We start from the raw sequence: 24,250 nt of genomic DNA, 5'->3' as shown, positions 1-24,250 counted from the left end.
AATAACGGTTATTTTCTTTCATATATACAAACGTTTATTAACATAAAAGGGAAGTGACGAGAACAGCATAACTATTCTCGTCCAAAATTACTCCTTGGATGAAGGGGTTTTCATCTATTATATTAGCAGAGCTTTATTAATATTTAATTAAGCCAATGTTAATATATTGTAAATATCCTTCATCCTATTTATCAGTTGCTGATTTTGGTAAAACAACTGTAAATGTCGTCCCTTCTCCAACTTCACTATCCACTGTAATTGTACCATGATGTGCCTCAACTAAATGCTTTACAATCGATAATCCAAGACCTGTACCACCAGTATTTCTACTTCTAGCTTTATCTACTCGGTAAAAGCGTTCAAAAATACGTGGGATTTCCTCTTTACTAATACCAATTCCAGTATCGGATACTTTTATATAAGCATTATATTTATCTTCTGCTAATTCAACAGAAACAACGCCTCCAGCAGGTGTATATACGATTGCATTATTAATTAAATTAATAAAGATTTGTTTCAAACGACTTGGATCTCCGATGACAGAAACTCGCTTTAATACATTCACTTGTAAAGAGATTTCTTTTTCGCCAGCTTTATTATCAAGCACCATTTGAATATCTTCAAGAATCCCCTTCATATCAACCGTACCCATATTTAATTTAAATCCTTGCTGCTCAATTTTTGACAAATCTAATAAATCTTCAATTAAGCCTTGCATGCGCTCACTTTCTTTTAAAATAATATGCAAGAAATGTTCGCAGAATTTTTTATTATCCATCGCTCCGTCCAAGAGTGTTTCTGAAAAACCTTTAATAGAAGTAATCGGTGTCTTCAACTCATGAGAAACATTCGCTAAAAAGTCTTTTCTCATTTGTTCTAATCTCTTCAGCTCAGTAATGTCATGGAATACGAGAACAATTCCTTTCCACTCATGGTTTGTCCCAATAATTGGAGCTCCGTATACTTCAAAATGCTTTCGCTCAATACCAAGTGGCAACAACATTTGTTTACGCACTTTCACTTCTGTCATAAAGATTTCTTCTACAAGCTCAATAATTTCCGTATGATGAAACGACTCATAGTATAAACGGTCTAAATATTCTTCGTCTGTTACGTGGAAAGTCTCCTTATAAGAACGGTTTACAAGGTTTATATAGCCACGGCTATCAATTAGAATCATTCCACTTCCCATATTTTCAATTAATGTATGCAGGCGGTCTTGTTGCATTTCTTGTTCAAGTGTCATCTCTTGTAAATTACGCGCTAAAATATTAATTGCTTTACTCAGCATTCCTGTTTCATCCGAATGACTTTCGTATGCACGCGCTTTATAATTACCCTTCGCTAATTCGATTGCAACTTTCGTAACTGATTCAATCGGCCTAATGTATTGCCCTGTAATTTTGACACCTAAGAATACAACTACAAGACAAGCAATGACGAATCCAATAATTAATAATCCCCACGTTTTCTGGTGAACGTCCCTCAAAGTATCAACTGTACTTTTCACCAAAATATATCCTTGTTTCCCTTCTACATCCTGAACGAATACAACATGATAAAACTCATTCTTTTGGTCCGTTTCTTTCGTAATGACTTTATTTCTTTGTTTTGCCGCTTCCGAAGAAAGCTCTTTAATCGTCTCTTGACTAAAGGCAGATTGTTGTCCTTTACTGTATTGAACTTTCTTTTTTTCATCTATAAATAGGATAGAAACCGGTATTTTTTCTTCTAGCTTTTCAAATATATACGGATTTTTTAAAACATCATCAAACCCTTGTTCTTCTGCTAATACAGCAACATACCCGGTCTCTTTTGCCATTCTCTCTTTAGCGTGATCGATATAGTAGTTTTCAAACACAGTTTCTAGCAATAAACCTAGTCCAACTAAAATAAACACAATAAGAGAAACAAATGTAAAAAGAAGCCTGGAACGAAATTTATTCATCCCCTTTTGGCTCCTCTAATTTATATCCTAAACCACGTATCGTTTTAATGTACGTCGGTTTTTTCGTATTTTGTTCAATTTTATCGCGCAAGTGGCTAATATGAACATCAACAATTCGTGTATCACCAGCAAAATCATAATTCCATACAGCACTTAATAATTGATCACGCGTCAACACGCGACTTTTATTTTTCGCAAGATACACAAGTAGTTCAAATTCTTTTGGTGTTAATTCAAGCTTTCTTCCTTGGAAATAAGCCTCATAAAACTCCGGTAAAATTTTAAGGTCTGCAATTAGGATGCTATCTTCATCTGGTGCTTCTGCAACTTGTTCTTCTTGTTGTAACTTCGTACGGCGCAAAATCGCCTTCACACGAGCAACAACTTCCCTTGGGCTAAACGGCTTCGTCATATAATCATCCGCCCCAAGTTCAAGACCGAGCACCTTATCAAATTCATCATCTTTTGCCGTTAACATTAAAATCGGTGTCATGACACGTTGCAATCGTAATTCTTTACAAACTTCCATACCATCCATTTTCGGAAGCATTAAATCTAATATAATTAAATCTGGACGTTCTGTTGTCGCTTTTTGAAGCGCCATTTCTCCATCCATCGCTGTTATAACTTCAAAACCAGCTTGTTGTAAATTAAATTCAATTAAAGTTAAGATAAATTCCTCATCATCAACTACCAAAATACGATTGTTCATTCTTTTCCTCCAAGTTATAGACTTGAAACCTTCTTCATCCTAGTATTTTCCCCGTTATTCTCATCATACTAGAAAACAAGGTCCCCCTCAATATAATTGTCTATTCATGGAGCTCGTTTGTACTAACGCTTCGAAAATAAAAGCAATTGAAACTTCATTCTCTCTCCCTCTCCGCTATCCAAACTCGATAGATGAACCCACCTTTTTCAAAGTGTTTTTCCGTATGAACCACATACTCCCTCTCCTGCGCTAAGAAAAAAGAAAGAGCATACGCGATTTTATAATCTGGTGTTTCATATCCATCAAATACTCTCCCGTACATTTCATTCGCGAGCGAATCGGCCCACACTTCAGCTTCTCTCATCGTTTCAAAGATTATGTCTTCTCCTTTCCATTTCACCTTAAAAAATCACTCCTTCAATTGACTTCAACTATTACATTATGCGATAGTTTATATTATTGATTCAAATATATAAATATTAATAATATGGAGGTTCTATTATGCGACTAGTACTACCTATTCTATCTTTAGTAGTAACATGTATCCTTACTTTCAACGCCCCGAGCTGGGATACTATTAAAACAGGCTGTTCAGATTTCGCTGAAGGGTTCAAACAAGGATTCTTCAACTAAAAATAGCGCTAGCTCCCTTATTAAAGGTATGCTAGCGCTATTCGTATTTTCATGTTTTAAAAATTATCTAATGCTTTTTCCATAATAGAAACTGATTTATAAGGCGGTGTTACTGTTAATGAGCCTTTCACAACAGTATCTCCTTTTTCATCATGAGCAGATACAAGCATATCAATTGTATGTTCCTCCTCTGAAACAGCCACAACTTCAAAGTGGATTTGTAACGTCTCATAATGGTGAACATGCTTCACGAATGTAAGGTCCTTCCTAGTAATATGGCTACCTGGACCTGGTAAATATTTCGTAACTGCCGTTGTAATGAGCCCTGTTAGCATAATACTCGGTACAATCGGCTTTTCGTACGGAGTTTGGGATGCGTAATCATGCTGAATATATAATGGATTGGCATCATTCGTTAACCCTAAGTACAATAACAAATCTTTATCCTCAATTTTTTCAGTGATAGATAATTTCTCTCCTACTGTAATTTCATCCATTTTACGACCAATTTGAACTTTTTTCTTTAACATGTTACAACCCCCTCCGATTTTTTCACCTTATTATCCTACTAAAAGCGATACCTTCTCCGAAATTTACTATGATGAGGGCAATGTATAGTATAAGTCTATAGTTTCATTATAGGATACTACAAATGATAGCGTTTTCATATTATTTCAAAAAAACAATTCGATAAATAGTAGAAAAAGATTCGGGACCCCGAATCTTTTTCACTTATATTAAATCGTTAAACAAGAACTTTCATAACGTTACGTACAGATTCTACAGAGCGATCTAACGCTTCTCTCTCATCTGCAAGAAGTTCTAATTCAATAATTTTTTCAATTCCGTTACCACCTAGAATTACTGGTACACCTAAGTAAAGGTCACTATAACCATATTCACCTTCAAGGTACGCAATAGCCGGTAATACACGGCGTTGATCTTTTAAGATTGCTTCTGTCATTTCAACTAAAGAAGCAGCTGGTGCGTAATATGCACTACCGTTTCCTAATAAGCCTACAATTTCGCCGCCACCTTTACGTGTACGTTCTACAATTGCCTCTAAACGCTCTTTTGGAATTAATGTTTCTAACGGAATGCCACCTGCATAGGAATAGCGTACAAGAGGTACCATATCGTCACCGTGTCCACCAAGAACAAATCCTGTAATGTCTTTCACAGAAAAATTTAATTCTTGTGCAATGAATGTACGGAAACGAGCTGTATCTAATACACCCGATTGACCGATAACACGCTCTTTCGGGAATCCTGCTTCTTTAAATACAGAATATGTCATTGCATCAACTGGATTTGTTAATACAACAATAATCGCATTTGGTGAATGTTTTGCAATGTCGCGCGTAATACTTTTCATAATTTTAGAGTTTGTTGCTACTAAGTCATCACGGCTCATACCAGGCTTACGCGCAATACCTGCTGTAATAACGACAACGTCAGAATCAGCCGTATCTGCGTAATCTGATGTACCAATAATGTTAGCATCAAAACCTTGTACTGGGCTCGCTTCTAACATATCTAACGCTTTCCCTTTTGTTGGATTTTCCAGCTGTGGAATGTCCACTAATACAACATCTGCAAGTTCTTTTTGTGCTAATAAGAATGCTGTTGTTGCTCCTGTAAATCCTGCACCGATGACTGAAACTTTCTTGCGTTTGATTGTCATAATTTACCCCCCGCTTTAATTATGCGTTTTTGATTATCGCTACATCCATGTTTTTAATAAGCTCATTAGCAAATTCTGAACATTTCACTTCTGTTGCGCCTTCCATTAGACGAGCGAAGTCGTATGTTACTACTTTTGAAGCAATTGTTTTCTCAACTGAAGCAGTTACTAATTTCGCAGCCTCGTTCCATCCTAAGTGCTCTAATAATAATACACCAGAAAGAAGAACAGAAGATGGATTTACTTTATCTAAACCTGCATATTTTGGAGCTGTACCATGTGTAGCTTCAAAGATAGCATGTCCAGTAACATAGTTAATGTTTGCACCAGGTGCAATACCAATTCCACCTACTTGTGCAGCAAGTGCATCAGAGATGTAATCTCCATTTAAGTTCATTGTTGCAACAACATCGAACTCACGTGGACGAGTTAAAATTTGTTGTAAGAAGATGTCTGCAATAGAATCTTTTACGATAATTTTTCCAGCAGATTCTGCATCTGCCATCGCTTTATTCGCTGCATCTTTTCCATCTTTTTCAACGATACGATCATATTCAGCCCAAGTAAATACTTTATCGCCGAATTCTTGTTCAGCTACTTCGTAACCCCAGTTTTTGAAAGCACCTTCTGTAAATTTCATAATGTTTCCTTTATGAACTAATGTAACAGAAGAGCGTTTTTCGTTAATTGCATATTGAATTGCAGCACGAACAAGACGCTTTGTCCCTTCTTCTGAAATTGGCTTAATACCAATACCAGATGTTTCTGGGAAACGGATTTTATTAACACCCATTGCTTCTTTTAAGAAAGCAAGAACTTTTTCTGCTTCTGGAGATCCTTGTGCATATTCAATTCCAGCATAAATGTCTTCTGTATTTTCACGGAAAATAACCATATCAGTATCTTCCGGACGTTTTACAGGTGAAGGAACACCTTCAAAATAACGAACTGGACGTAGACATACATATAAATCTAATTCTTGACGAAGCGCTACGTTTAGAGAACGAATACCACCGCCAACTGGAGTTGTAAGTGGACCTTTAATTGCGATTAAATATTCACGAATTAAATTTAAAGTCTCTTCTGGTAACCACTCGCCTGTTTGGTTGAATGCTTTTTCCCCTGCAAGCACTTCTTTCCAAACGATTTTCTTCTCACCATCATATGCTTTCTCAACTGCTGCTTCTAGTACGCGAGATGCTGCAGCCCAAATATCAGGACCAATTCCATCTCCTTCGATAAATGGAATAATCGGATTGTTTGGTACATTCATAACACCATTAGTTACAGTAATTTTTTCGCCTGTCGTCAATGTGATAACCCCCATGTTTGAAATTTCATATGTATGAAACTGAGGGAGTAACCCCTCAGTTCAAACCGTTAGTCAAATTAAAATATTCTAATCATTACATCTTCCCTAAAAAATCAGACTTTTGAAAGCGTATTTTCACTATCTAAATAGTGTTTTTTACTTATCGTTGTCCAATTGGAACATACACTTGATGCGTAGGTCCATTATAATCAGCACGTGGACGGATTAAACGGTTATTTTCATATTGTTCTAGAATATGAGCTAACCAGCCTGACATACGGCTAATAGCAAAGATAGGTGTAAATAAGTCATGGTCGACTCCTAAACAATGGTATACAGATGCTGAATAGAAATCAACATTTGGTGGAAGACCTTTTTCTTTTGTTACAATGTCTTCAATTTTGATAGACATATTATACCATTTCTCTTCTCCTAAAAGCACGCATAATCTCTTAGACATTTCACGTAAGTGTTTCGCACGTGGATCACCATGCTCATATACACGGTGGCCAAATCCCATAATTTTCACTTTATTTTGAAGAGCATTATGAATATATGATTCTACATTTTCTTCTTCACCAATTTCAGTTAACATCTTCATTACATTTTCATTCGCCCCACCGTGAAGAGGACCTTTTAGTGCACCGATTGCTGCTGTAATACCAGAATATACATCTGAAAGTGTAGCTACGCAAACACGTGCAGTAAATGTAGAAGCGTTTAACTCATGATCTGCATGAAGTACAAGCGCCTTATCAAAAGCTTCGATTTCAACTTCATTTGGCTCGCGATCATTTAACATGTACAAGAAGTTTGCAGCTAATGATAAATCTTTTCTCGGCTCAACAACATCTAAACCTTTACGGATTCTTGCATAAGCAGCAACTAAAGTTCCCACTTGAGCCTGTAATTTAACCGCTTTCAAATAATTGGACTTTCCATCCATTATTTCAGCGCTCTCATCGTATAATGATAGCATGGAAATTGCAGTTCGTAAAACAGACATCGGGTGTGCGATTTTTAAATCTACTTGTTTCAAATATGTTAAAATCTCACCTGGCACTTTATAGTATTCAGATACAGTGTCTTTAAATTCCGCTAGTTCTTTTTCGTTAGGAAGCTTGCGATGCCATAATAAGTACACTACTTCTTCAAATGTAGCATTCTCAGCTAAATCATCAATATTATACCCAACATAAGTTAATGTATCATCAATAATAGAGCTCACAGATGATGTTGTTGCTACTACCCCTTCTAAACCTCGAATAACAGTCATGACATTCTCTCCTTTTCCTGAAAATTCTCCCAATCTTGCTCCTTATATCTATTTGCTCCCCTTATAAATTATGAACGCCCGTTCACTCTTTAGGCAAGCAAAATGCACGATCATGCAAATTTTTTGCGATGTTCCCCTCTTAATGTCCATTGCCTACATGGAAGCATGAGCGTGAATGTCTCCCCGAATCCTCACGCTCAGAACAAAAAGTTAGTGAGGAAAATAAATTCCGAAGAGTTTTATGATAAAAACAACATAAAACAATATCATTATAAAATTGTTTTATGTTGTTTTTATTTTATTTGGTGTAAAGTCTCTGCTGTTATGTAACTTTTCAAAGTTTCTAATCCTATTATAAACAATTATCTGACTTTTGTGAACAGAAAGAATTCAAAATTTTTATATTACTATAAAATTCCTTATTTAAACATCTGTATAATACTCATAACTGCATAGGCAATTCCAGCCCCAATTAATGGACCTACAGCAACCCCATTAAATAAGGCAACTGCTATAATCGTCCCAAAAACAAGCGCAGTTGTAATATGAGGATCCGTCGCCAATAATTGTACGCCGCCTTTCGCTAACAAAGCAACCGCTACCCCTGAAGCTAAAGCAATCCACGCATAATACGATTTCGCTGCTTCTCCAAGTTGTTTAAAACCTATTTCCCCCGTTGCAATTGGTACAAGCACCGCTATTGTAATAACCGTCACACCGAGGTTAATTCCTTTTGTTTGTAAATAAGGAAAGACTTTATCTCCTAAAAACGTAAACTTTAATAAAAATAACACACCGACAGCTACAGTAAGCGATTGGTTTTTCGCAATAAGTCCTATAATAAGTAGTATGAATAAAAATAAAGTTGACTGACTAATCATGATTACACTTCCTTTCTGAAAATAATGAACTCGTTTCCAAACAAAAATACCTTTAAACCTATCGTTATACATGCTATATCGATGACAATAAGGCAACAACTTCATTATTTATATGCATTTTCAAATTACAAAACGAGACTTTAACAAAAAAATTAAAGCATGTATACATTTTTGAAAACGCTTGTCTCTCCTTTCTTTTCTAATAAGAAACAGGTAAAATAAAAAGAAGAGAAAATGAATTTTTTACCATATAGTAGAAGCATCATCAACAAGCTTTTGCAGTCATTCATGCACTAAAAAAGCGGGCTAAATCCATCATTCCACTATAACATAAAGTGAAACTTTAATCAGTGAAGCACACTCGTTATAAGTTGAACGAATTAGGATAATCCAAATTGGAATGGGAGGTAAACATCTTTGAACCGAAACTTACTATATATGATATTGCGACTCATATTTGTCATTGTGGCAACGGTAGTTGGGTTCTATGCATTGCTATACATGTCAGGACTTATCTATCCTTTTATTATCGCTTTTGCATTTGCTTATTTGATTAATCCTGTCGTCAATTTTCTTAATCAAAAACTACAATTCCCTCGCGCACTAGCAGTACTCGTTAGCTTAATTCTCGTATTCGGAGCTATCGTCGGGCTTGTTACATACCTTGTAACTGAAGCAATATCTGCCACAACATACTTACTACAAATTGTTACAGTGAAGTTTCCAGATATCGTTACATTCGCTCAACAATTTGCACTTAATCATATTATGCCTCTCTACGATGATTTAATCTCTAAATTTAATCACCTTGGAGAACCACAGCGCTATACAATTACACAAAACATTCAAAATTTAGGAACCGAAGCAACAACACAAATGAAAGAACTTTTAACCGCCATTATAAGCGGGTTAACAAATTTCATTAGCGCATTACCAACGACTTTAACTGTTCTTGTATTCGTTTTATTAGCCACTTTCTTTATTAGTTACGATTGGCACCGTCTTGCTCAGAAAGCAAGAAAATTGCTACCGAATCGTGTACACGGCTACGGAAAAACGATTTTTGTCGACTTAAGAAAAGCTTTGTTCGGTTTTGTTAAAGCACAACTTACACTCGTATCTATGACAACCGTTATTGTGTTAATTGGACTTTTAATATTACGCGTACCATACGCTATTACTATCGCAATTATTACAGGCGTTGTAGATTTACTCCCCTATTTAGGAACAGGAGCTGTCTTCGTTCCTTGGGTTATATACGTATTTTTCACTGGCGACACCGCATTCGCCATCGGTCTTCTCATCTTATACATCGTCGTGATTGTCCAAAGACAAATTATGGAGCCTAAAGTACTTTCATCTAATATCGGCCTCGATCCATTAGCGACACTAATCGCTCTATTTGTCGGCTTTAAGCTCTTTGGTTTCTTAGGATTAATCATCGGTCCAGTCACATTAGTACTACTTAATACATTGCACAAAGCTCATGTATTCCATGACTTGTGGAAATTCATTAAAGGCTCACCATCAAAATAATAAATTCTAATTCACATACAACAAAAAACTTAACTGTAATCAGTGGGAAATTCCCACTGATTATTCCTTGTACTTATTTTTATATTAATTACATTTTAAACGAGAGGGTTTCCTAAAAAAGGATAATTTTCTTGTTTTTTTGCATAGAAAACGCATATTTCGTGGTGTTTTTACATTTTTATTCTATTTGTTTTATAATTATTACTTACATTTATTACTTTTTATGTAAATGAATAAATATACAAAATAGCATAAGAGAAGACTTTTCACCAACAATTTCTCCGCTCTAATATCATTTCTTGGCGCTACTTAATCTTATATATAACGTTAAGAATTATATATTGAATCGAAAATACATAGGGAACACAATAAAGTAGGGGGGCATCCCCACTGCTTATTAGCCCACACCAATCCATTTTTTACGGGCAGTTATCCCCCACCTAGCTTCCTAGCATTCGCCGAATTTTGAAGTAGGAGTCTTACTGTCCGGCAAATAGCCGGATAAAACAATACTTTAATCCCCGGTACCAATCAGGCTTTTGCAGGATAAAAAAATAGTGCTTAGATTGCTATAATCTAAGCACTATTTCTGAATAATAATAGTAGATTTCTTTCTAAACTTCCATTCCATCCACTTCATAACAAGCGGCTTCAATAAAGCCCTCGTTACAGGAATAACAAAGATAAAACCCATTATATCCGTCACGTATCCAGGAAGTACCAAAAGAATACCTCCTATAAAGACAAAAATACCATCTAGGACGGCATCACCCGGCATTTCTCCTCTATTTAACCTAAATTGAATCTCTCTAAGCACTTTAAACCCTTGTCGTTTTGCCAAATACACACCTACAATACCTGTAAATACAATCATAGCGAACGTAGACCATAAACCTATTATATGACTTGATCCGATCAAGACTGTAATCTCAATCGCGGGTATTAAAATAAGTAAAAATAACAACCATTTCACGGTTCCACACCCCTTTCATATTCTATCAAAAAACTCAAACATCATCTCTTCTAACATTACCTTTAAAGCACCCACAACGCTCTTATAAGCCCCCGAAAAGAGAAACAACCTTTCCCTATTAAAACTCCATAAGAAACAATTTTTAAAGTATTTTCAGGCTTTTCAAGCTATCTATATCTCTTTTTTGTGTAAAAAAAAAGAGAAGGACTCCGATCCTTCTCTCCGTATTACTTATAGCACTTCCGCATGTCCATTATAAACAATTCCGCGTGCTGCATCAACTGTTACTTCTTGGCCATTTTTTAAAGTTGTTGTTACGCCGTTTACACCAACGATAACAGGAATACCGATTGATACACCTACAACAGCTGCATGGCTTGTTAGACCGCCTTCTTCTACAACTAAAGCAGCAGCTTTTTCGATTGCAGGAATCATATCTTTATCTGTGCTTGTTGTAACAAGAATATCACCTTTGTTTACGTTCGCTACAGCTTCAGCAGCTGTTTTCGCTACAACTACTTTACCTTTTGCAGCTTTACGACCGATTCCTTGTCCTTTAGCAACTTCTTCACCAACAACATGGATTTTCATTAAGTTTGTTGTACCAGTTTCAGCAACTGGAACACCAGCAGTGATTACTACAGTGTCTCCAAGTCCGATTAGACCTGCATCCATACCTGTTTGAATTGCAGTCTCTAACATTTCGTCAGTAGAAGCTGCACGCTTCTCAGCCATAAATGCTTGTACACCCCAAACAAGTGCAAGACGACGTCCTACTTGCTCGTCAGTTGTTACAGCTACGATTGGAGATTTAGGACGGTATTTAGAGATCATTTTCGCAGTATATCCACTTTCTGTTGGAGCTACGATTGCAGCTACACCAAGAGCAAGTGCAGTGTGCGCAACAGATTGGCTAATTGCATCTGTAATTGTTGGAGTGAACTCTTTAATACGTTTTTTGAACATATCTTCATATTGTAATGATTTTTCAACACGTACCGCAATGTTAGCCATCATTGTTACTGCTTCTACTGGATATTGACCAGCAGCCGTTTCACCTGAAAGCATGATTGCATCTGTACCATCGAAGATTGCGTTAGCTACGTCACTTGCTTCTGCACGAGTCGGACGCGGGTTACGTTGCATAGAGTCTAACATTTGTGTTGCAGTAATAACCGGTTTACCTAACACATTACATTTTTTGATTAGACGTTTTTGTACTAATGGTACTTCTTCTGGCGGAATTTCTACACCCATGTCACCACGAGCTACCATTAAACCGTCAGAAACTTCTAAGATTGAATCGATGTTGTCGATACCTTCTTGGTTTTCAATTTTCGGTACAATTTGGATGTATTGAGCGTTATGCCCTTCTAATAATTCACGAATTTCTAATACGTCAGATGCTTTACGTACGAAAGATGCTGCGATGAAATCAACTTTTTGCTCGATACCGAAAACGATATCTTTTACGTCTTTTTCAGTGATACCAGGAAGCTTAATGCTTACGTTTGGTACGTTAACACCTTTTTTATTTTTTACAGTTCCGCTGTTTAATACTTTTGTACGGATGTTTCCGCCAGCCTTCTCGATTACTTCTAGTTCGATAAGACCGTCATCGATTAGAATACGAGAACCTGGATCTACATCGTCATAAAGACCCGCATAAGATACAGAGAACTTCTCTGCAGTACCTAACACTTGCTCAGTAGAAATAACTACTTCTGCACCTGTTACAAGCTCAGCTTGCCCGTCTACGAAGTCGTGAGTACGGATTTCCGGACCTTTTGTATCAAGTAAAATACCAACTGTTTTACCAGTTTTCTTTGAAGCTTCGCGAATGCTTTTAATACGAGCTCCATGCTCTTCATGACTACCGTGAGAGAAGTTTAAACGAGCAACGTTCATACCCGCTTCGATTAATTGTTCTAATTTCTCAATGCTTTCACTAGCAGGACCTATAGTACATACAATTTTAGTTTTACGCATATTGCACCTCCGAAAATTATGAAACCGTTCCCAAATATCTGACATTAAACCGATTAGATGGATAACTCTTTAGATAATTGATACATATCTTTGTCGATTGTATGCTTTTGAGCTAACGCCTCGATAATGTCATGATCAACAAGTTTATTATTTTGAATACCAACACAACGTCCGCCATTACCAGCAATTAATAATTCAACTGCTCTTGCGCCAAGACGACTTGCTAATACACGGTCTTGTGCACTTGGTGATCCACCACGTTGTACGTGACCTAATACCGTTACACGAGTATCAAAATTTGTTGCTTCTTCAATGTGCTTACCGATGTCAATTGCACTTCCAACACCTTCAGCTACAACGATAATACTGTGCTTTTTACCACGGTCACTACCACGTTTCAGACGAGCGATAACATCATCCATGTCATACTTCTCTTCTGGAATTAAGATTGTTTCTGCACCATCAGCTAAACCAGCCCATAATGCGATATCACCAGCGTGACGTCCCATTACTTCAATAACATATGTACGTTCGTGAGATGTAGCTGTATCACGAATTTTATCAATTGCATCAATAACAGTATTTAAAGCTGTATCGAAACCAATTGTGAAGTCTGTTCCAGGAATATCATTATCAATTGTACCTGGTACACCAACACATGGGAATCCTTGTTCAGTTAATTTTTTAGCGCCTTGGTAAGAACCATCTCCACCAATAACAACAAGTCCTTCGATACCGTGTTTCTTTAATTGCTCGATACCTTTTAATCGTACTTCTGGGTCTTTAAACTCAGGACATCTTGCTGTATATAATTTTGTACCACCGCGGTGGATAATATCGCCAACAGAACCAAGTTCTAATTTTTCAATATGACCAGAAATTAAACCAGCGTATCCATGGTAAATACCATATACTTCAATATCATGGAAAATCGCTTTACGAACAACTGCACGAATGGCAGCATTCATACCAGGTGAATCTCCACCACTTGTTAATACACCAATACGTTTCATTTGTACTCACCTCATAAAGATTATTTACCTTATAATAAAATAACACGAAAAAATATAAAATTACAATGGAGAAGATGTGTCTTTTCACAATAAAAACGTGCATTCGCGAAGTGGAACGCACGTTTTTATTATTTTATCCAAATGGAAGCGTTTGAAAACGAAACTTGCCCAATTTTCATATATTTTTCATAACGTTTTTCGATTAATTCATCTTTCGAAATTCCGTTTAATTGTTCAAAAGTTTTTCTAATCATTAAGTCTATATTTTCCGACTGCTTCAAAACATTACGGTGTGCTCCACCTTTTGCTTCTGGAATAATTTCGTCAATTACACCTAATTCTTTCAAATCTGCCGCTGTAATTCTCATCGCTTCTGCAGCTTCCCTTGCTTTTCCTGCATCTTTCCAAAGAATTGCCGCTGCGCCCTCTGGCGTAATAACAGAATAAGTGGAATTTTCTAGCATATGAATGTAATCTCCTACTCCAAGGCCTAGCGCACCACCACTACCTCCTTCACCGATAACGATACAAATAACAGGTACCGTTAAACCTGCCATTTCAAATAGGTTGCGGGCGATAGCTTCACTTTGCCCACGTTCTTCAGCAGCTTTACCAGGATAAGCTCCTTTCGTATCAATAAAACAAATAATTGGACGATTAAACTTCTCCGCTTGCTTCATGAGACGCAGTGCTTTTCGATATCCTTCTGGATGAGGCATCCCAAAATTACGACGAATATTTTCTTTCGTATCTTTTCCGCGTTGATGCCCAATTACAGTTACAGGCATCCCCTTATATTTCGCAATGCCGCCGACAATCGCTGCATCATCACCAAATAGGCGATCTCCATGACATTCGAAAAAATCAGTAAATAAGTGCTCAATATAATCGAGCGTTGTCGGTCGTTCTGCATGACGAGCAATTTGAACACGGTCCCATACTTTCATATTGCCGTATATATCTTCCTCTAAATTTTCTAGCTTGTCTTCCAAAATGCGAATCTCCTCACTGAAGTCCATCTGGCTGTTTTTCGTATAGTCTTTCAGTTCACGAATCTTATTTCTTAGCTCAACAACTGGTTTCTCAAATTCTAGCTCTGCCATACAGCCATTTCCCCTCCTTGATGAACTTCTAAAATCTTGCGAAGTGATTCTTTCATATCATCACGATGCACAACCGCATCTAATTGACCATGGTCTAGTAAGAATTCTGCCGTTTGGAAATCTTCCGGTAGTTTCTCACGCACGGTTTGTTCAATTACACGTCTACCGGCAAATCCGATAAGTGCGCCTGGCTCTGCAAGATTATAATCACCAAGTGAAGCGAAACTCGCTGAAACCCCGCCCGTCGTTGGATGAGTCATAACAGAAATAAATAATCCTCCTGCATTACTATGCTTTTTCAAAGCTACGCTTGTTTTCGCCATTTGCATTAAACTTAATATCCCTTCTTGCATACGGGCACCACCCGAAGCAGTAAAGATAATAAATGGAACTTGTAAGTCGTATGCCTTTTCAACCGCACGGGCAATTTTTTCTCCTACTACAGAGCCCATACTCCCCATTCGAAAACGAGAATCCATTACTGCAACAACAACAAGCATGTCATCAATTGTTCCTTCACCAGTTACAACCGCTTCGTTCAATTCAGTCTTCTTACGATCGCTCTCTAGTTTCTCTTCATATCCAGGAAACTCGAGTGGATTTAATGAAACCATCTCTTTGTCATACTCACGGAATGACCCCTCATCCAATATACTATCAAGACGTTCCCATGCATTCATAGGATGATGATATCCACAGTTCACACATACTTTTAAATTTTTTAGAACTTCTTTCGTATACATGATTTTTTTACATTTCGGACATTTTGTCATAACGCCATCCGGCACATCTTTCCGTACTTGTTCTGAAGGTATTGCAGCGTACTTTTTCTTTTTCACGAATAAATCTCTTAGCACAATTTGACCCCCTTCGTTGAGAGCTAAGGTTAGCGTAAGAAGAAAATGGGGCTAACACCAAAGTTTGATGTTAGCCTTATCTTCTCAATCTGTCTAATAACCTCTCTCTTTACGTTTAACTTTAACCGCTATGCGGTAGAATGTTTGTCATAACGTGTCATGGTCATTTCGACAAATTTTATACATTACGAGTGAAACTGTATATTCTCTACTAATTCATCGTAAATTTTTAGTGCATCATTTTCTTGTTTTTCTTCCAAAGTCGCATAAAGCTTTCTATACAAATCGATAGAGTCTCCTGAAACTTCACAAGAAAGAGTTGCTACATAATCATTTACGATCATCCAAATGCGATATAGTAAATAATTATCGACTTGTTCAATAAGTGTTTTAAAGAACGTTTGATGAAGCGTTGGAATTGAGCTTTCATTTCCTTCAAGTACTTGATCTAATTTCCTTAGTACTTTAGAAAACGTTTCTTTCGGTAAATTACATACAATTCGAATCATATCTTTTTCAAGCAATCGTTTTGTTTGCAATAAATCACGAATTGTTTTCTCATCTTGCAGTAAAAACGGAGCGATTAATTGTACCAGACCGTTATCGTAAAAGTTTCGAATAAACGTTCCTTCACCACGTCTCGTTTCAATTAACCCTACAAGTTCTAGAGCACGCAATGCTTCTCTTACAGAGGAACGTCCAACGTTTAAGCGTGAACTTAACTCACGCTCAGACGGCAAACGATCCCCCGCTACCAATCCATCCTCTTCCATAATGGAACGGATTTTTTTTACAATTTCGAGATATACTTTTGTGTTTGATGATGTCAATGGAAATTCCTCGCTTATTCTTTACCAATCAGCGCTAATTGTTTTGTTTTCTCAGCGATCTCGTTTGGATCTACTTGACGGCGAGCTACTCCTGTCTCCATTGCAGCTTTCGCAACATAAGCCGCTACTTGAGGCGCTACACGCGCGTCAAACGGTGCTGGAATGATATAGTCTGCATTTAACTCATCTTCTGCTACAAGCTCTGCAATAGCCTGTACAGCTGCCATCTTCATTTCTTCGTTAATTTGTGTCGCATGTACGTCAAGTGCTCCGCGGAAAATACCAGGGAACGCTAGTACATTATTTACTTGGTTCGGGAAGTCAGAACGACCTGTTCCAACAACAGCTGCGCCCGCTGCTTTTGCCAATTCTGGCATAATTTCTGGAACCGGATTCGCCATTGCAAAAATAATTGCATTGTCATTCATTGTACGAACCATCTCTTCTGTTAATGCACCTTCTGCAGATACACCAATAAATACGTCCGCACCTTGTACAACATCAGCTAAAGAACCTTCAATACGATTCTTATTAGTATATTTTGCAACTTCATCCTTCACCGGATTCATACCTGCAGGACGACCTTCGTAGATCGCACCTTTACGGTCACACATAATAACGTCACGTACACCATAGCGATATAAAAGTTTAATAATTGCAATACCTGCTGCACCTGCGCCATTTGCGACAACTTTAATGTCAGACATTTTCTTTCCAACTAATTTCAATGCGTTCACAAGCCCTGCTACTGTTACGATAGCTGTTCCGTGTTGATCATCATGGAAGATAGGAATGTTTGTTTCTTTTTTCAAACGTTCTTCAATAATGAAGCAGTTTGGTGCTGCGATATCTTCTAAGTTAACGCCGCCAAAAGTTGGCTCCATTAATTTTACAGTTTCAACAATTTTATCTACATCGTTTGTATTTAAGGCAATCGGGAATGCATCTACACCAGCAAAGCTCTTGAATAATACAGCTTTACCTTCCATTACTGGAAGAGATGCTTCAGGTCCAATGTTACCAAGACCAAGTACAGCTGTTCCATCTGTCACAACTGCTACCATATTTCCCTTCATTGTATATTCATATACCTTACTTTTATCGTCATAAATTTCTTTACAAGGCTCTGCAACCCCTGGAGAATATGCAAGACTTAAATCTTTTGCATTTTCTACTTTTACTTTTGACACAGTTTCTAATTTTCCTTGATGCACTTTATGCATGTGAAGTGCTTCTTCACGAAGTGTTGACAAACTATCCACTCTCCTCAAATTATTCTTGCTGATATCAATTTCTCCAAGTGGTCTGACCACGAACACTACTACTATAATAATCGAAGTGTAGGGAAATTGTCCATTATATTTTCACAACCACATTTTCTTCCCCGACAATTTCACGAAGTGCTCCTAAACATTCTTCACCTGGATGAATCGATAAACTTCGAGATAATTGTACCATTTTATGTTCCTTTTCATAATAAATTAGTACTTTCGCAAAACCTGAATAGTCAAACAATAATTTTGTAACCTGATTTAAAAGCTTTTTCTCATACTGAGACGGCAATTTCACGTAAACGGATGCGTCTTTCTTTTCTTCGTAAACATCCATTTCTTCTAATGGATATAGTCCGTTTACAATCCATTGCAGCTTATGGTTTCTTAGCTCAATCGTACCATCGACTAAAACAATTGCTCCTTCTTGTAACCTATTTGCAAAATGGATATACGTTTCCGGAAACATAACACCTTCCATCTCATCATTTTGATCACAGAATGTAATAAACGCCATCTTTTGCAACTTTTTCGTACGAATCACTCTCACACTTGTTATATACACGATAGCTCTTTGTACTTTTTTCTTATGTCGCATCGCCTGAGCGAGTGATGGAATTTCTAATTCTTTTGCTAACTTCACATACTGCGCTGTCGGATAACTTGATAAATAAAAGCCCAGTGCTTCTTTTTCTTTATTTAATTGTTCAATAAAAGATAGCTCTTCTCCTTGTACGTATTTTGATTTTGGAACAGCATCTCCTAAATCACGTGCAAGATTGGCGTACTCTAACGCTCCTTTAAGACTTTTCCATAAATTTGTTCTCGAAATACCAAAATCATCAAAACATCCCGACCAGACGAACGCCTCTAAATTTCGCTCTGTTACAAACTTTGATGGCATACGAAGACAAAATTCAAATAAATCTTCGAACATTTTTTTCTCGCGTTCTTCTAATAATGCCGTCACTGTAGCCATTCCGATATTTCGAATTGAAAGTAAACTGTAACGTATTGCATTTCCTTCTATTTGGAAGTTGTAACCACTTCTTTGAAGAGACGGTGGCAAAACGTGAAAACCTTTCCGCTTCGTTTCTCGTATATACTGCACAATCTTATCTTCATTTCCAATTGCACTTGATAGTAATGCCGTCATAAATTCCAGCGTATAATTCGCTTTTAAATAGGCGAGTTGATATCCAATCATACTGTAAGCTACAGCATGACTTCGGTTAAAACCGTAATTTGCAAATCTTACAATTAAGTCATAAATTTTATTTGCAGATGTCTCTTCATAACCGTTTTTCAAACAACCTTGCACAAAATGCTTACGTTCTTGATCTAAAATATCACGATTCTTTTTACTCACTGCACGGCGCAATAGATCTGCTTCTCCGAGCGAAAATCCAGCTAACTTCGAGGCAATTTGCATAATTTGTTCTTGGTATACAATTACACCGTATGTTCTTTCTAAAATCGGCTTTAAATCCGGATGTAAATATTCAATTTTTCTTTTTCCGTGCTTCGATTCAATAAAGGTGGGGATTTGTTCCATCGGTCCTGGTCTATATAGCGAGTTAACAGCAACAATGTCTTCAAATTCATTCGGTTTTAATCCGCGAAGTACATTTCGCATACCACCTGATTCAAGCTGGAATACACCTGTTGTATCCCCTCTCCCTAACAATTGAAACGTCTTTTCGTCTTGAAGAGGTAACTTTCTTATATCAATTTGTACCCCCGTTTTTTTCACGATAAACTTTATAATATTTTCAAGTAACGTTAAATTACGTAATCCTAAAAAGTCCATCTTGAGCAACCCGAGTTCTTCTAATGCATCAGCTGGATATTGTGTAACATAAACATCGTTATGCCCTTCTTGAATTGCTATACTCCCCGTTAATGGTTCTTGACTCATAATAACGCCAGCTGCATGAATAGACGTATGACGCGGTAAGCCTTCTACACGCTTTGCAATCTCAAATACACGTTCATGCAAAAGATTTCCTTGAATAAACTCACGAAGCGATTGTGATTCTTCATAAGCATCTTTTAACGTTATACCAAGCTTTGATGGGATAAGTTTTGAAAATATATCAATATCTCTCGGCGGCAGCCCCATTACACGTGCAATGTCTCTAATTGCTGCTTTCGCCGCAAGCGTACCAAACGTTACAATTTGCGCAACACGCAGCTGACCATATTTATCTTTCACATATCGAATCATCTCATCACGTCTTATATCTGGAAAATCGATATCAATATCTGGAAGTGTCACACGTTCGGGATTTAAAAATCTTTCAAATAATAAATCGTATTCAATCGGATCAATATCTGTAATTTCTAATACATAAGAAACGAGTGAACCAGCAGCCGACCCACGGCCTGGTCCTGTTAAAATATGATTTTCATGCGCATACTTCATAAAGTCCCATACGATAAGGAAATAATCACTAAATCCCATGCTAGAAATGACATTTAATTCATGATTCAAACGCGCTATATGCACTTCTTTCGGCGTACCATATCGTTTACGCATACCTTCTTCACAAACACGGCGCAAATACGTATCATTCGTTTCGCTAGATGGAACAGGAAATTTCGGTAATTGATTTACATGAAACGGTATTTCTACATTACAACGTTCTGCGATTTTTGCTGTGTTATAAATGGCTTCTTCTGCTTGAGAAAATAGTGCTCCCATTTCATCTGATGACTTTAAATAATATTGATCCGTTTTCATTCTCGGCCTATCTGGATCCGTCATTTTCGTTCCACTTTCAACAGATAATAAGCATTCATGAACAAGTGCATCACTTTGATTGATGTAACGTACATCATTTGTTGCAACGACTGGAATGTTTACTTTATTAATAAATTCAGGTAGCTTCTCTTGTAAAAGCAGCTCATCTTGAATCGCATGATGCTGCAAACTTATATAAAAATCGCCGAACATATTTTGATATGTGCGAGCTACTTCTTCAGCCTGACTCTCTTTGTCTTCTAATAATAACTGTTCAATTTCCCCGTCTTTCCCTGGTGAAATTGCAATTAGCCCTTTCGCATAATGCGCCAGCCACTTCTTCGGAATACCTTCTTTCGATTTCGTCATAATACTACTAGAAATCTTTAATAAATTTTGATAGCCTATTTCATTTTCAGCAAGTAAGACAAGCGGATAAGACCTTTCTTCTTCTTCACTAAAAATAGAAGCTGTTAAGCCGATAATAGGCTGTATACCATTTTTCTTACATGCTTTATAAAACGGAATAACGCCATACATAACATTTTCATCCGTAATAGCCAGCGAGGAAAAACCAAGCTCTTTCGCCCTGACTACAAGCTCATCAATTTTACAAGCACTTTTTAATAAACTAAAAACGGTTTGACATTGTAAATGCACAAACTTCACTGTTGTACCCTCTCTTTACCTATTTGACTACTTTTATTATAGGTGAAGAGGAAAGCGGAAATCAAAACATACTTCTTATACTTTGTCCATATATATGAAGAAGAAAGGGGAATGACGATGGATGTAAGAGAACATACTTTTTTCTCTCTGCTTATTATTAGTTATTTTATTGCCTTTGGGGTTATACTTGGCGGTTCATTAATTGGCGGGTTTGGTGCATTTCTTATCGGAAAACCAGCTCTAACTTATATTAATCAATTTGCTCAAAATTTAAGAATTTGGGCACTCGTTGCAGCAATTGGCGGAACGTTTGATACGTTTTATAGCTTTGAAAGAAGTTTCTTTGGCGGAGATATGAAAGATATCGTAAAACAAATTCTCCTTATTTTTTTCGCAACTGGTGGTATGCAAACTGGTCTTATTATTATTAAATGGCTAACGCAGGAACATGTATGAGAGTACCAAGTGCCAATACAGCTAAAAGATGGTATTTAGTTTTAGCTGGCGCCGCTGTTGGAGGCGTGTTGAGCTGGTTTGTTTTTTTGTACATATACGGTGTTTTTCAACAAGAACAAGCTAGTAAAATAGCAGAACAACGAGAAATTATAGAAAAGCAAGAAGCAAAACTCCACGTCCTTCTCGAAGATCAAGAGAAATTGAACACAGAAAACAAACGACTCTTAACCATCCAAGAGATTAAAATAAAAATTATAAATCGAGAAAAATACGATTTAGACAACCTTACACTCGAAAATATGACCACTTCTATCCATAATGATCTTCAACATCTTTTAACGAAAAACATTCAAAGTATCGCAAAAAACAAAGACCTTCTCAAAAAAGCAATCGAAAATAAATCGTACAAACATTACGATCGTATATATCGTTTTAAAGTCGATACAATATCTTTTGATACTGTGCTTGAAATTAGCATTGCTATAGAGAAAGAAAAATAAAGAAGGAGGGCTTTAGCGCCGCTCCTTCTTTTCGTTTTAACATATAATCTCTTATTTACAAATCTCACGTAAATCAGCAAACAGACGATCCGCTTCTTCCCAAGAAGATGCTTTTGCACCAGAAGCCATCGGATGTCCTCCGCCGTTATATTGCATCGCTAGTTTATTTATAACTGGTCCTTTTGAACGAAGGCGAACACGAATCACATCATCTTCCTCTAAAAATAGAACCCACGCCTTTAATCCATCAATATTACCAAGCGCTCCAACAACACCAGATGCTTCAGAAGGAAGTACATCAAATTCTTCTAATACTTCTTTCGTTAATTTAATGTAAGCTGCTCCTTCTTCTACCATCGTAAAGTTTTGTAAAATATAGCCGTTTAAACGAGCAATTTTTTCTTTCGTCTTATACATTTCATTGTATAAATCTGTGAATTTCACGTCCATGTCAACAAGCTCACTTACGTAACGAAGTGTTTTCGCTGTTGTATTCGGGAATAAGAAACGGCCTGTATCACCGACAATTCCCGCTAAAATAAGGCGGGCCGATTCTGTTGTTATCTTTAATCCTTTATCTTTTCCATACGTGTAAAACTCATAAATCATTTCACTTGTAGAGCTCGCTGTCGTATCTACCCACGTAATATCTCCGTACGGATCTTCATTCGGATGATGATCAATTTTAATTAACATCTTCCCTTTTGTATAGCGCTGATCACAAACACGCTCTTGGTTCGCAGTATCACAAACGATAACAAGTGCATCTTCATATACACTATCTTCAATATCATCCATTACTCGTAAAAACGATAACGAAGGCTCGTTGTACCCAACCATATAAATGTTTTTCTCTGGAAACGATTCTTGCAAAATTGTACCAAGACCACACTGAGAACCTAACGCATCTGGATCTGGACGCACATGACGATGAATAACAATTGTATTAAATTCTTTAATTGCTCCTAAAATTTGCTCATGCATATGTATAATCTCCTTTTTATTCAACTTCTTCACTTTATCCTCCATTATAACGGAAAGTATTTCATACATGCGAACAATTGCTTTATAATAAAAGTTAGAAAGTTTAGATATTTCTTTTTTCTCCACTATTATTTTTCACAAATCGATGGGAGTGTGCATTATGCCAGTATTAGTCTTCTGTATTATCGTCTCATTTATGTTGTACCTCTTCTACAAAACAAAATTCTTTCGTACAAACCGCCCGATGGAGAAAGGTTGGCTCTCTGGAAAATCTGCAATGGCACTCGGTTCATTCGTCTTGTTCTTCGGGGTAAACCAATTCTTTTTAGAACTTTCAACTGCCCGTATTATCGTTGGTGTTTTATTCGTTGTATTTGGTAGTGCAAGTGCATTTAATGGATTTCGCCAATATAAACATTTCTTACCATTAGCAGTTAAAGAAGCAGAGGCTTCTGAAGCAACGTAAAAAAGCATCAACATTGTGATGCTTTTTTCCTTCCTCTAACTTTCAAAATCATATATGCAACAAACGCAGAAGGTATATTAAATGGGTTGCCTTGCACATGAAAATGTAATTGTTCTTCTTCAAAAGACATTTTTTCATATAGTTCTCGCTGAGATAATCCTGTCCGTTTCTTTTTTTCATTTAATCCTTGTATGTATAGATATTGAATAGGTATCATCACAAGAAAATAAAATAGTGCGACACCACCAAAAAAGAGCACTTCTGATGACATATTGCATACCACCTTCCCGAAATCCATTTTCTTACAATATAATTATAACATAGTACACATTCGAGATGAATTAATATTCTGTCTTTTTTACGTTGCCTTCCCACTAATTTTCCCCACTCCACCTTATACATATTCCGCTAAAA

23 protein-coding genes are annotated in these 24,250 nt (G+C 36.9%); 5 read left to right on the top strand and 18 right to left on the bottom strand.

Going from position 1 to position 24,250, the window contains the following annotated elements; all coding sequences use genetic code 11:
• Positions 1-184 precede the first annotated feature (184 nt).
• The 3 genes from phoR to MR065_RS10820 all read right to left on the bottom strand — a co-directional run bounded on the left by phoR (position 185) and on the right by MR065_RS10820 (position 3,060).
• Entirely contained in the window at positions 185-1,948 is a 1,764-nt protein-coding gene (gene phoR, locus MR065_RS10830) for a sensory box histidine kinase PhoR (protein ID WP_097905762.1), read from the bottom strand.
• On the bottom strand, positions 1,941-2,660 hold the full coding sequence (gene phoP / locus MR065_RS10825; protein ID WP_098990557.1) for a two-component system response regulator PhoP: 720 nt from the start codon (positions 2,658-2,660) through the stop codon (positions 1,941-1,943). The genes phoR and phoP overlap by 8 nt, the downstream gene beginning before the upstream one ends.
• A 154-nt stretch (positions 2,661-2,814) precedes the next feature.
• On the bottom strand, positions 2,815-3,060 hold the full coding sequence (locus MR065_RS10820; protein WP_242213642.1) for a hypothetical protein: 246 nt from the start codon (positions 3,058-3,060) through the stop codon (positions 2,815-2,817).
• Between the two features lie 101 nt (positions 3,061-3,161).
• Between MR065_RS10820 and MR065_RS27450 the strand changes: the two genes are divergently transcribed.
• On the top strand, positions 3,162-3,293 hold the full coding sequence (locus tag MR065_RS27450; RefSeq protein ID WP_277927377.1) for a hypothetical protein: 132 nt from the start codon (positions 3,162-3,164) through the stop codon (positions 3,291-3,293).
• A 56-nt stretch (positions 3,294-3,349) separates the two neighbouring features.
• Here the strand turns inward: MR065_RS27450 and MR065_RS10815 are convergent, their stop codons facing one another.
• From MR065_RS10815 to MR065_RS10795, 5 genes are all read right to left on the bottom strand, one after another.
• Positions 3,350-3,823, bottom strand: coding sequence for a MaoC/PaaZ C-terminal domain-containing protein (locus MR065_RS10815; RefSeq protein ID WP_098268835.1), 474 nt, complete (start codon positions 3,821-3,823; stop codon positions 3,350-3,352).
• A gap of 215 nt (positions 3,824-4,038) precedes the next feature.
• The gene (gene mdh, locus MR065_RS10810) at positions 4,039-4,977 is read right to left on the bottom strand and encodes a malate dehydrogenase (protein WP_242213641.1); all 939 of its coding nucleotides are present in this window, start codon (positions 4,975-4,977) and stop codon (positions 4,039-4,041) included.
• 19 nt (positions 4,978-4,996) lie between these two features.
• Positions 4,997-6,289: an NADP-dependent isocitrate dehydrogenase gene (gene icd / locus MR065_RS10805; protein ID WP_141436524.1), complete on the bottom strand. Its 1,293-nt coding sequence runs from the start codon at positions 6,287-6,289 to the stop codon at positions 4,997-4,999.
• Between the two features lie 160 nt (positions 6,290-6,449).
• Complete coding sequence (gene citZ, locus MR065_RS10800) at positions 6,450-7,598, bottom strand: citrate synthase (protein WP_141436523.1); 1,149 nt, start codon at positions 7,596-7,598, stop codon at positions 6,450-6,452.
• Between the two features lie 386 nt (positions 7,599-7,984).
• Entirely contained in the window at positions 7,985-8,446 is a 462-nt protein-coding gene (locus MR065_RS10795; RefSeq protein WP_098268836.1) for a DUF441 domain-containing protein, read from the bottom strand.
• 417 nt (positions 8,447-8,863) lie between these two features.
• Between MR065_RS10795 and ytvI the strand changes: the two genes are divergently transcribed.
• Positions 8,864-9,982 (top strand): sporulation integral membrane protein YtvI, encoded by a 1,119-nt coding sequence (gene ytvI / locus MR065_RS10790; protein WP_097905755.1) that lies wholly within the window; start codon positions 8,864-8,866, stop codon positions 9,980-9,982.
• A gap of 583 nt (positions 9,983-10,565) precedes the next feature.
• On the opposite strand, the gene MR065_RS10785 is transcribed toward ytvI, so the two are convergent.
• The 8 genes from MR065_RS10785 to dnaE form a co-directional block, all read right to left on the bottom strand.
• Positions 10,566-10,955 (bottom strand): FxsA family protein, encoded by a 390-nt coding sequence (locus tag MR065_RS10785; protein ID WP_242213638.1) that lies wholly within the window; start codon positions 10,953-10,955, stop codon positions 10,566-10,568.
• A gap of 231 nt (positions 10,956-11,186) precedes the next feature.
• Positions 11,187-12,944, bottom strand: a complete 1,758-nt coding sequence (gene pyk, locus MR065_RS10780; RefSeq protein ID WP_242213637.1) for a pyruvate kinase — start codon at positions 12,942-12,944, stop codon at positions 11,187-11,189.
• 53 nt (positions 12,945-12,997) lie between these two features.
• Positions 12,998-13,957, bottom strand: coding sequence for a 6-phosphofructokinase (pfkA, locus tag MR065_RS10775; protein WP_097905752.1), 960 nt, complete (start codon positions 13,955-13,957; stop codon positions 12,998-13,000).
• Between the two features lie 128 nt (positions 13,958-14,085).
• Positions 14,086-15,060, bottom strand: a complete 975-nt coding sequence (gene accA / locus MR065_RS10770) for an acetyl-CoA carboxylase carboxyl transferase subunit alpha (RefSeq protein WP_097905751.1) — start codon at positions 15,058-15,060, stop codon at positions 14,086-14,088.
• Positions 15,048-15,917, bottom strand: a complete 870-nt coding sequence (accD, locus tag MR065_RS10765) for an acetyl-CoA carboxylase, carboxyltransferase subunit beta (RefSeq protein WP_097905750.1) — start codon at positions 15,915-15,917, stop codon at positions 15,048-15,050. Before accD ends, accA begins: the two co-directional genes overlap by 13 nt.
• Positions 15,918-16,102: 185 nt before the next feature.
• Positions 16,103-16,747: a FadR/GntR family transcriptional regulator gene (locus MR065_RS10760; protein ID WP_242213635.1), complete on the bottom strand. Its 645-nt coding sequence runs from the start codon at positions 16,745-16,747 to the stop codon at positions 16,103-16,105.
• A gap of 14 nt (positions 16,748-16,761) precedes the next feature.
• A complete protein-coding gene (ystJ, locus tag MR065_RS10755) occupies positions 16,762-17,970 on the bottom strand; it encodes an NADP-dependent malic enzyme (RefSeq protein ID WP_170956692.1) in 1,209 nt (402 codons plus the stop codon).
• Between the two features lie 133 nt (positions 17,971-18,103).
• On the bottom strand, positions 18,104-21,430 hold the full coding sequence (gene dnaE, locus MR065_RS10750; RefSeq protein WP_242213633.1) for a DNA polymerase III subunit alpha: 3,327 nt from the start codon (positions 21,428-21,430) through the stop codon (positions 18,104-18,106).
• 42 nt (positions 21,431-21,472) lie between these two features.
• Between dnaE and MR065_RS10745 the strand changes: the two genes are divergently transcribed.
• A complete protein-coding gene (locus tag MR065_RS10745) occupies positions 21,473-21,886 on the top strand; it encodes a YtrH family sporulation protein (protein ID WP_002019462.1) in 414 nt (137 codons plus the stop codon).
• Positions 21,883-22,386 carry a sporulation membrane protein YtrI gene (gene ytrI, locus MR065_RS10740; RefSeq protein ID WP_097905746.1) on the top strand — a complete coding sequence of 168 codons (504 nt, stop codon included), beginning with the start codon at positions 21,883-21,885 and terminating at the stop codon, positions 22,384-22,386. Before MR065_RS10745 ends, ytrI begins: the two co-directional genes overlap by 4 nt.
• Before the next feature lie 51 nt (positions 22,387-22,437).
• On the opposite strand, the gene MR065_RS10735 is transcribed toward ytrI, so the two are convergent.
• The gene (locus tag MR065_RS10735; protein WP_097905745.1) at positions 22,438-23,370 is read right to left on the bottom strand and encodes a DHH family phosphoesterase; all 933 of its coding nucleotides are present in this window, start codon (positions 23,368-23,370) and stop codon (positions 22,438-22,440) included.
• Between the two features lie 160 nt (positions 23,371-23,530).
• Between MR065_RS10735 and MR065_RS10730 the strand changes: the two genes are divergently transcribed.
• Complete coding sequence (locus MR065_RS10730) at positions 23,531-23,836, top strand: YtpI family protein (RefSeq protein WP_097905744.1); 306 nt, start codon at positions 23,531-23,533, stop codon at positions 23,834-23,836.
• Positions 23,837-23,843: 7 nt separating this feature from the next.
• Here the strand turns inward: MR065_RS10730 and MR065_RS10725 are convergent, their stop codons facing one another.
• Entirely contained in the window at positions 23,844-24,107 is a 264-nt protein-coding gene (locus MR065_RS10725) for a DUF3949 domain-containing protein (RefSeq protein ID WP_140417365.1), read from the bottom strand.
• Positions 24,108-24,250 lie beyond the last annotated feature (143 nt).

The organism is Bacillus cereus group sp. BfR-BA-01383 (assembly GCF_022663495.1).
GTDB classification, from domain to species: Bacteria; Bacillota; Bacilli; order Bacillales; family Bacillaceae_G; genus Bacillus_A; species Bacillus_A cereus_AU.
The sequence above is the reverse complement of the archived record's forward strand: the minus strand, read 5'-3'. Positions and strand labels throughout refer to the sequence as shown.